Annotated in this window: 6 protein-coding genes; 4 read left to right on the forward strand and 2 right to left on the reverse strand. The window is 61.2% G+C overall.

Annotated features, from left to right (window positions below; translation table 11 throughout):
- Positions 1-86 precede the first annotated feature (86 nt).
- Positions 87-575: a hypothetical protein gene (locus tag ACTG2G_RS02365; protein WP_439985129.1), complete on the reverse strand. Its 489-nt coding sequence runs from the start codon at positions 573-575 to the stop codon at positions 87-89.
- Complete coding sequence (ydiJ, locus tag ACTG2G_RS02370) at positions 575-3,646, reverse strand: D-2-hydroxyglutarate dehydrogenase YdiJ (RefSeq protein ID WP_439985130.1); 3,072 nt, start codon at positions 3,644-3,646, stop codon at positions 575-577. Before ydiJ ends, ACTG2G_RS02365 begins: the two co-directional genes overlap by 1 nt.
- A gap of 167 nt (positions 3,647-3,813) precedes the next feature.
- Here ydiJ and ACTG2G_RS02375 point away from each other — a divergent pair, with 167 nt between their 5' ends.
- The 4 genes from ACTG2G_RS02375 to ACTG2G_RS02390 all read left to right on the forward strand — a co-directional run bounded on the left by ACTG2G_RS02375 (position 3,814) and on the right by ACTG2G_RS02390 (position 9,014).
- Positions 3,814-4,740, forward strand: coding sequence for a cation diffusion facilitator family transporter (locus tag ACTG2G_RS02375; protein ID WP_005361338.1), 927 nt, complete (start codon positions 3,814-3,816; stop codon positions 4,738-4,740).
- A gap of 300 nt (positions 4,741-5,040) precedes the next feature.
- Positions 5,041-6,576 carry a TerC family protein gene (locus tag ACTG2G_RS02380; protein WP_236302840.1) on the forward strand — a complete coding sequence of 512 codons (1,536 nt, stop codon included), beginning with the start codon at positions 5,041-5,043 and terminating at the stop codon, positions 6,574-6,576.
- A gap of 183 nt (positions 6,577-6,759) precedes the next feature.
- Positions 6,760-7,881 (forward strand): alkene reductase, encoded by a 1,122-nt coding sequence (locus ACTG2G_RS02385; RefSeq protein WP_236302839.1) that lies wholly within the window; start codon positions 6,760-6,762, stop codon positions 7,879-7,881.
- A gap of 146 nt (positions 7,882-8,027) precedes the next feature.
- Positions 8,028-9,014 (forward strand): zinc-binding dehydrogenase, encoded by a 987-nt coding sequence (locus ACTG2G_RS02390; protein ID WP_236302838.1) that lies wholly within the window; start codon positions 8,028-8,030, stop codon positions 9,012-9,014.
- The last annotated feature ends 118 nt before the right edge of the window (positions 9,015-9,132 follow it).

Genomic DNA, 9,132 nt, shown 5'->3' on the forward strand with positions numbered 1-9,132 from the left:
TGAGTTGTTGGTTATCAGGTGACGTGGTAACAACGCAGCCCCGACCCGGAGCTGCATGTTACACAATCATGCCCTTAAGCGGGATGTCACCAAGGGTAGGTAACGCCGGGCCACTCAGCCCAGGGCACATCTCGTCCCGGCAGGCGGGGTTCTGGCCACTGCCACACACTGGCGAGCCACTCGCGCAACTGCGTCTCCAGCTCCTCATCCGCGATGGGCGCCTCGGCCACCTTCCAGAAGAAGAGCTCCACCGCTACCTCTGGCAACACCGAGGGGTAGAGATAAACCCCACCCCAAAATTGCGGCTCCCGATCCGGGCTCCAGAGGCCATAGGCAAAGGAGCGCTTGGCCAGAAACTCCGACTGCTGCCACTCCAGATCCCTTTCGTGCTGGCTCAGGCTGAAATTGGCCGAGGGCCAGAGATCGTTCGGGCGAAACAGCTGATGGAGCTGCTCGCGCTCGCGCAACATGGCGACAAACTCCACCACCGCCTGAGAGGGAGTGGCGGGTAACAGCAAGAAACGTGGATGCCGATAGGCCTTCGGCACCCGAAACCGCTTGGGGAACGTCAGCATCAGAGCAGCTCCAGCAGGGCTTGCAATGGATGTTTGAGCTTTTCCCCCTCCATCCGTTTGACCTGACTGCGGCACGAATAGCCGGTCGCCAGACAGCGCGCTTTGGGCAGGTGCGCGAGTGGCTCAGCCCAGCTCAGTCCATAGATCCCCTTGGAGTTCTCCACCTGTTTGACGTCGTGACCATAGGTGCCCGCCATACCGCAGCAACCCACAGAGACCGGCTGCAAGCTGGCCCCGAAGCGGCCAAACAGGGTGCTCCAGTCACCGTGAGTGGAGGGCTTGGCGGTCTTCTCGGTGCAGTGGGCAAAGAGATACCAGGGCTCACTCCCCTCCTCGATCTTGGTCTTGTTGGCGCTAGCAGGCAGTTGATCTGCCGGCAGCGAGAGCAGCCACTCCTGCGGCAACAACACCTGAAAATCACCGCGGGCCGACCCCAGCGCCTTGGCATACTCGTCGCGATAGCAGAGCACCATGGCCGGATCCACCCCCACCATGGGAATGCCAAGCGCCGCCACCTTGTTGAGGAACTGGGCGCTGTTGGCGGCGGTGCGGGCAAAGGCGCGCAGGAACCCCTTGATATGCTGGGGCTTGCCGTTGGGTTTAAAGGGCAGCAGATAGGGCTGGAAGCCGAGCTTGCTGGCCAGTTTCACCAGGTCGCGCACCACGGGGGCATCGTAATAACTGGTGAAGGGATCCTGCACGATGAGCACTACCTGCTTGCGCTGCTCGGCACTCATCCGCTCCAGTCCCGGCAGATCAAAATAGCGGGCGCGGTTATCGTGCAGGCTCTCGGCCAGGGTCGGCACCGAGAGCAGCGGCACATCCACCATGCCGATACTCTTCTCGGTCGCCTTCTGGGCCCACTCTTTTTCGAGGAAGAAGTTGACCAGCTTCGGCGCCTTGGCAAGCAACGGCGCATAGCTCTCCACCGTGCCGACGAAGTAATCCTTCGGCGCACGCAGGTAGCGGCCGTGGTAAAGCTGCATAAAGCGGGCGCGAAAATCGGGCACATCCACCTTGATCGGGCACTGGCTGGTGCACGCCTTGCAGGCCAGACAGCCAGCCATCGCCTCCATCACCTCGTGGGAGAAATCATACTCGCCGCGCTGTTTGGCCCAGCTGTTGCGCACCTTGTCCACCAGCTGTTTGAAGCGCACACCACCGGATTGCAGTGCCACCTCTTCCGCCAACGGATCGAAGCCCTGCTCCGCCAGCTGACGCAACCATTCACGCATCAGGCCCGCCCGCCCCTTGGGGGAGTGGCGGCGATCGCGGCTGATCTTGACCGAGGGGCACATGGGGGAGTCGGTCTCGAAGGTGAAACAGAGACCATTGCCGTTGCAATCCATGGCGCGGGTGTAGCTGGTGCGCACCGCGAGCGGGATCTGGCGGTCATACTTGCCGCGCTTGGGGCCATCCACCGACACCAGCTCGGCGCCGCTACCGTAGGGGATACAGATCTTGCCCGGGTTGATGCGGTTAGCCGGGTCGAACGTCCCCTTGACCCGCTGCAGCTCTTCCCACAGCTCGCCAAAGAAGGCGGGGCTGTATTCGGAACGAAAGCCCTTGCCGTGCTCGCCCCACATCAGGCCGCCATATTTGGCGGTGAGCGCCACCACCTGATCGGAGATGCGGCGCAGCAGCACCTCCTGCTCGGGATCGCACAAGTCCAGCGCAGGGCGCACGTGCAGCACACCGGCATCGACGTGGCCAAACATGCCGTAGTCGAGGCCGTGGGCGTCGAGCAGGGCACGAAACTCCATGATGAAATCGGCCAGTGACTCTGGCGGCACGGCGGTATCTTCGGTGAAGGCGACCGGCTTCTTGCGTCCTTCAGCGTTGCCCAGCAGCCCCACCGACTTCTTGCGCATGGTGTAGATGGTCTCGATGCTCGGCAGGTGGTCACACACCTGATAGCCGATGATCCCCGCCTCGCCCTTGGCCAGCAGGTCGTCGATACGGCGGCAGAGCTCCGCCACCTTGGCCTTGTGTTCTGCCTCGTCGGTATCGGCAAACTCGACGATGTTGAGCCCCTGCAGATCCTTGCCGGGCACATCCTGAATAAGTTCTTTCACCGAATGCCAGATGATGTCGGCACGGGCCAGCCCAAGCACCCGGGAGTCCACCGTCTCCACCGACAGCGCTTGCGCCTGCACCATAAAGGGGGCGTTGCGCAGAGCCGAAGGAAAGCTGTCGTACTTGACGTTCACGAGCGTACGGTAGCGCGGGATGGGGGTGATATTTAGTTTGGCCTCGGTGATAAAGCCCAAGGATCCTTCCGAGCCGCACAGCACCCGACTCACATCCAGCGTGTCGGTATCGGGTTGATAGAGGTGCTTGAGATCGTAACCGGTCAGAAAGCGATTGAGCTTGGGGAAGGTCGCCTCGATGTCGGCGCGACGCTCCTTGCCGATGCGATAGAGGGTGCGATAGATCTCCCCTTCCCGATTCTCCAGCGCCAGCTTGTCGGCCAGTCGCTCACCGGTCAGCGGCTCGGTGGCCATGATGTCACCGTTCTCCAGCACCGCCTTGAGACCCAGCACGTGATCCGAGGTTTTACCGTAAACGAGGGACCCCTGCCCCGAGGCGTCGGTGTTGATCATGCCCCCTAAGGTGGCGCGGTTGGAGGTGGAAAGATCCGGCGAGAAGAAGTAGCCATGGGGCTTGAGATAGGCGTTGAGCTGGTCTTTCACCACCCCGGCCTGGGCACGCACCCACCCCTCTTCCAGATTAATTTCCATGATCTGGTTCATATAACGGGAGAGATCGACGATAATGCCGCCGCCCAATGACTGGCCATTGGTGCCGGTACCGCCACCGCGAGGGAAAAAACTCAAGGAGGCGAACGCCGGCTCTGCGGCCAGCTTGAGCATTGCTGCTATGTCGTCCGCACTGCGCGGATAGAGAACCGCCTGAGGTACTACCTGATAGACGCTGTTATCCGTCGCCATCGCCAACCGGCTTGCATAAGACTTTTCGATATCACCACGAAAGGCGCTGCGCCCTAGCAACTCTAGGAACGACAGGGTTGTGGGTGACAAACTGTCCTGGTAATCGAGTCTCGGGATCATGAATCCTTGTTCCCTTATTTTGCTTGATGCCGGCACCCCGGCGACTACGACTGGCCAGCCGCCTGTCAATGGCAATCAGGCCAGTCCGCTCACATGTGAGCGGGCAGTATATCAGCTAGAAAACCGCTTGCGCTTGGCAATATTCACCATTTGAAAGGAGGACTTTTATGGCTCACCACAGCCATGTTATCAGTACGCTGGTCACCACCGAAAAACAGGCGCTTACCCTGTCGCTGTTCGGTTGCATCACCTTTGCCATCTTCGGCATCGGCTACGGCCTCTTCGTCGGTTCCAACGCCATCATGCTCGATGGTATCTTCACCCTGTTCAGCATGGGCATGACAGGCCTCGGTCTGGTCACTGCCTATCTCGTTACCCGCCCTTCCGATGCGCGCTTCCAGTATGGCTACGCCCACTTCGAGCCCATCACCAACGTCATCAATGGCACCATTATTCTGCTGCTCTGCCTTGGCGCTCTCTATAGCGGCATCACCACCCTGCTAGATGGCGGACGAGAGATCGATCTCGGCCACGCCCTTATCTATGCCGCCGTCTCCACCTTTTTCTGCGCCATCATCTATCGCATCGAAGCCCAGGTTGCCGAACAGGTAGACTCCGAGCTGGTGCGGGTCGACTCCAAGGAGTGGCTGGTGGATACACTGCTCAGCGCCACCCTGCTTATCGGTTTCGTAGTCGCCATCGGCCTCGATGCCATCGGCTACGGCCAATACAACCGCTACATAGACCCGGTGCTGGTCTCGCTGCTGGCCCTCTGCGCCACTCTCATTCCCATCAAGGTGCTCGGTCGCAACCTGCGGGAAGTGTTGAAGATCGCCCCCAAGGGAGATGTGCCACGGCAAGTCGAGCAGGAGATCGAGGCGCTGCGCCAGCGCCACGGCATCGAGTGCTACAGCCATCTGGCCAAAAGCGGTCGCCGCTTCGATCTGGAATTGAACATTCTGGTGGCGCCGGGTCAGGAGTGGCCCGTCGAACGTCAGGATGCCCTGCGTCAGGAGCTCTGGTCTCGCCTTGGCGACACCCTGGGCGATGCCTGGCTGTCGGTCTGTTTCACCCGCGAAAAGCGCTGGTTGTAACGACCGCACGGGGGAGAGCGGCACCGCTGCCTCCCCCTGTCGCATCACAACCCCATCACGCCTCGCTGACGCTGCTCTTGCCAAATTGGCGCCAGCCGCTATCATCAGGGCTCATTTTTCACCCGAGGTTTTATTGCCCATCATGGACAATCCCCGAAGTTGCCCTTCGTCTCTCTCTGTCAAAGCCTATCTTTTTCTGCTTAATCAGCGCCTCTGAATAACACCTTTGCCTTGCTGTTACTGCGGCCATCGCGCGCCGTGATCACTCTCTGCTCTGTCTGTTTTTATTGAGGTCATACAATGGAATTGCTGCTGGATCCCCATATCTGGATCGGTCTGTTTACCCTGATCATTCTGGAAATCGTGCTGGGGATCGACAACCTGGTCTTTATCGCCATTCTGGTGAAAAAACTGCCTCCCGCCCAGCGGGACAAGGCACGCGTCATCGGCTTGTCGCTGGCGCTGCTGATGCGCCTTGGCCTCTTGAGTGTCATGTCATGGCTGGTCACCCTCACCACTCCGATTTTGCACCTGTGGGATCACCCCTTCTCAGGTCGGGACCTGATCCTGATGGGAGGTGGCCTGTTCCTGCTGTTCAAGGCTACCTCCGAGCTGCACGAGCGGCTGGAAGCCAAACCCCAGGATGACGGCCCAGTCGGTGTCTACGCCAGCTTCGGCGTGGTGATCGCCCAAATTCTGGTGCTCGATGCGGTCTTCTCGCTGGACTCCATCATCACCGCCGTCGGCATGGTGGAACACCTTGGCGTCATGATGGCCGCCGTGACCATCGCCATGGTGGTCATGGTGCTCGCCTCCAAGCCACTGACCCGCTTCGTCAACGCCCACCCGACTGTGGTAGTGCTCTGCCTGAGCTTCCTGCTGATGATCGGCTTCAGCCTGGTGGCGGAAGGGTTCGGTTTCCATATTCCGAAGGGCTACCTCTACGCAGCCATCGGCTTCTCGGTGCTGATCGAGTTTTTCAACCAGCTGGCCCAGCGCAGTGCCATGCGTCACGAAGCCAGAATGCCACTACGGGAGCGGACCACTGCCGCCATCTTCAAGTTAATGGGCAGCAAGGCCTATCAGGATCAACCGGATGACGATATGGATGCACCGACCACCGAGCCGGTGAGCTTTGGGGAAGAGGAACGCTACATGGTGACGGGGGTGCTGTCGCTGGCCGAACGCTCCATCCGCACCATCATGACTCCGCGCTCCGAGGTGGCCTGGATCGATATCAATGACTCCAGCAACGAGATCCGAGCCCTGTTGCAGCGCGAGCCCCACAGCCTGTTCCCCATTTGTGACGGGGATCTGGACGAGGTAGTCGGGGTGGTCAAGGCGCGCGACCTGCTGTTTGCCTTGAACGAAGGACAATCCTTAAGCGAACTGGCCAAACAAAATGACCCCATTATCGTGCCGCAGACCATCAACGTGATCCGCCTGCTGGCGGAACTGCGCAAAGCCAAGGGGAGCCTGATTCTGGTCTCCGACGAGTTTGGCGTGATCCAGGGGCTGGTCACCACCCACGATCTGCTGGAGGCCATCGTCGGCGAGCTGCCAGACGAGGACGAAACCCCTGATATCGTGCGCGATGGTGAAGGCTGGCTCATCAACGGCAGCACCAACATCCACCATGTGGAACAGGTGCTGGAACACGAGGGGCTGGTGAGCGAGAGCGACGAGTATGTGACCCTGGCGGGCATGCTACTCTCCCACTTCGGCACCCTGCCCACTCCGGGCCAGCAACTGCAACTGCAGCAACTCAACTTCGAGGTGATCGAAGTGAGCGAGCGGCGTATCGAGCGGGTGAAGGTGATGCCTGCCACCGCTTGACCCCGTCACCAACAGAGAGCAGAAGAGGGCCAGATGGCCCTCTTTTTTATGCTTCGACGCCTTATTTCCTGATGGTGTGCGCTGATTACTGCATCACGCGCAATTCTCTTGTGCAATTACCCCTCTTTTTCACAACAAGATAGCGGCATAAAGTGGCCTCACTTCCACCATGAGGAACTCAAGATGAGCCACGATCACCTGTTCTGCCCGCTGCGCCTCGGTCAGTTGCACCTTGCCAACCGCATCGTCATGCCCCCCATGACCCGTTCCCGTGCCAGTCAGCCGGGTGATGTGGCCAACGCCATGATGGCGAACTACTACGCCCAGCGCGCCGAGGCGGGTCTGATCATCAGTGAAGGCACCCCAATCGACCCCATGGGCAAGGGCTATGCCTGGACGCCGGGGATTTACAGCGCCGAGCAGATCGCTGGCTGGAAGCTTGTGACCGATGCCGTGCACGCCAAGGGGGGCACCATCTTCGCCCAGCTCTGGCACGTGGGCCGGGTCACCCATCCGGACAACATCGGCGGTGCCCAACCCATCTCCGCTTCAGCTCTGCCCGCAGTGGGCGTCAAGGTGTTCGTCGATAACGGCAGCGATGCGCCGGGCTTTGTCGAGACCGTCACCCCGCGCGCCATGACCCAGACCGATATCGATGCGGTAGTGGGCCAGTTCCGTCAGGCGGCTCGCAACGCCATCAGCGCCGGTTTTGACGGCATCGAGCTGCATGCCGCCAACGGTTATCTGATCAACCAGTTCCTCGACTCCGAATCCAACGCCCGCACCGACAGTTACGGCGGATCGCTGGAAAACCGGCTGCGCTTCCTCAAAGAGGTGACCGAGGCGGTCAGTAGTGAAATCGGGGCCGACCGGGTCGGGGTGCGTCTTGCGCCGCTCACCACCCTCAACGGCACAGTGGATGCAAACCCGCAGGAGACCTATCTGGCGGCCGCCCGCCTGCTTGGCCAGCTCAACGTGGTCTACCTGCACATCGCCGAGGCGGACTGGGACGATGCTCCCCTGATGCCGGAGAACTTCAAGCAGGGCCTGCGGGATGCCTTCCCCAACACCCTGATCTATGCCGGTAAATATGACGGGGAGCGTGCTCGTGCCGCCCTCGACGCGGGCTGGGCCGACATGATTGGTTTTGGCCGCCCCTTCATCGCCAATCCGGACCTGCCGAACCGGCTGCGCCACGGCTATCCGCTGGCCCCCCACGATCCGGCAACCCTGTTTGGCGGCGGCGAGAAGGGGCTGACCGACTACCCCGTCTATCAGGCTGACGACGCAGCGGCCAGCCGCTGATTGCCCATGGCCAACCGGCCACGTAACGCAGGCCCCACAGATTGGGGCCTGCCGTATTGTTGCCCATTCGCAGCAGTGGCAGTTTCACGGCCTTGCTGTTGCAAAGATCTCGTTGCTATCTCCCCTCGCTTTTACAAGGAGTCATCATGGATCACACCCAAGCCTGGTGCTGGCATGCCCCCGGTGAACCGACCCAGCTTACCCTCGCCGCGCTGCCCCTGACACCGCTCGCTCCTGACGAGGTGCTGGTGGCCAACCGGGTCATCGCCTTCAATCCCGTGGACTGGAAGCTGATCGAATACGGCCACTCCAACTGGCAGGATGGTCAGGTGCCCGGTGTCGATGGCATGGGCACTATCGTGGCCCTCGGCACCAACGTCAGCCATCTGCGCCTCGGTGCCCGGGTCGCCTATCACACCGACCTGCGCCACCACGGCAGCTTTGCCCGTCACACCAGAGTGCCCGCCCGCGCGCTGCTGCCGGTACCCGATGCCCTGAGTGACGAGGCGGCCGCCGCCCTGCCCTGCCCAGGCCTCACCGCCTGGCAGGCTCTGGCCAAGCTGCCGCGCCTGCACGGGGAAGCGCTGCTCATTACCGGTGCCGGTAGCAGTGTGGGTCGCTTTGCAGTGCAGCTCGCCCTTAAACAGGGAGCGCGGGTCTTTGCCAGCGTCAGTCCACGCCACCATCACTGGCTCAAACAGATCGGTGTGCAGGGTGTAGCCGATTATCGGGATCCCGACTGGCTGGCCACCTTGCAGGCCGCCAACGGCAACGAGCCGTTCGAGGGGATCATTGATCTGGTCTCCAGCCAACAGGCAGAGAGCCTGCTGCCAGCCCTTGGCTACTACGGCCATATGGTGACTGTGCTCGGGCGCATCCCGCACAATCCGCTGCCCGCCTTTGCCCATTGCCATTCGTTGCACGAGATTGCGCTGGGCGCCCAGCACGCCTTTGGCACCGACAAGCAGTGGAGCCGACTGGTGGCCGCCGGTGTTGCCATGATGGAGCAGATGGCGAGCGGCGAGCTGACCCTGCCGCCGCTGATGGTCGGCAATTTCGAGGCGCTGCCCACCCTGCTCGAGCGCTTCAAGCGTGAAGGACAGGGCGAGAAGTTTCTGGTGCGAGTGGCATAACGCTGACCTTTCCCGATAACCACACCAGTCTTTGAAATAAGAGAGGCCCGCCAGTAATGGCGGGGCCAGAGACAGCCAGCTCGCCTCAACGGCATTGAGCGACAAGCGGCAGAGCTGG

Origin of the sequence: Aeromonas sp. 55A (genome assembly GCF_051919665.1) — a bacterium.
Lineage (GTDB): Bacteria > Pseudomonadota > Gammaproteobacteria > Enterobacterales > Aeromonadaceae > Aeromonas > Aeromonas veronii.